Below are 919 nucleotides of genomic sequence, written 5' to 3' on the forward strand. Positions count from 1 at the left end.
ACCCGGCCGGGAGGCCAGCTACCGGCTACACCTGCCCACCGGTGAACCACAGCTGATCTACCTGCGACTCCAGCCCCAGGGCTACCTCACCTACGGCCTGACCCTGAACGACATCAACGCCCAGGTGGCACAACAAAGCCACACCAACGCCGTGTACATGCTGCTCGCCGGCGCCCTGCTGATTCTCGCCATCTACAACCTGACCGCCGGCGCCATGCGGGGTGGGAGAACCTACTTTTACCATTGCGGCTTTATTCTCTCCATTCTGGTCATCAGTCTGGTTCTGGCCGGTTTTCTTCCCCAGTCGCTGACAGAGAACAGTACCGTTCAGCCCCGCACCCTGTTCGTGATGATGATGATCGCGCTGTTTTCCGCCACCGGCGTCGCGCGCTCCTTTTTTGATCTTTCCGTCAAGGCCCCGCTTCTGCACCGCATCATGGTGGGACTGAAATGGGGCTCACTGGCCTTTATTCCCCTGATCCTCGTGCTCCCCGTCGCCCTGGCCGCCAGTGCCAGCTTCGCCATCGTCAGCCTGGCCGCATTCATTTTGCTGATTCTGGGCTACACCAGCTGGCACCGGGAGCTGAATGGCGGCGGACTGTTTTTCCTGACTACGCTTCTGGTCAGCGGGCCTGCCCTGCTGGTTTGTCTGGCCTATCTGGGCATCCTGCAAACCAGCGCAGAACTGCCCCAGTGGCTACTGGCAACCACCATGCTGGAGGCAGTCACTCTGGGCATCGGCTTGCGGGTCAGCCACCGCCATCAAGCACTTCTGCATATCGAACAAAAACGCTCACAGGCCGTGGCGGAAACCGTGGATGCCACGCGTCGGGAAACCCTGTCCAGAATTGGCCATGATGTACGCACCCCGCTCAGCGGCATCCTCGGCATGGCAGAAATCCTCGCTGACACCCCGCTG

General features: G+C 60.8%; 1 protein-coding gene. It reads left to right on the forward strand.

Annotated features, from left to right (window positions below):
* Positions 1-919: 7TM-DISM domain-containing protein (locus A3730_RS03740; RefSeq protein WP_304439457.1), on the forward strand; the 919-nt coding region annotated here is incomplete at both ends.

The sequence above is a fragment of the Alcanivorax sp. HI0044 genome (assembly GCF_001634945.1).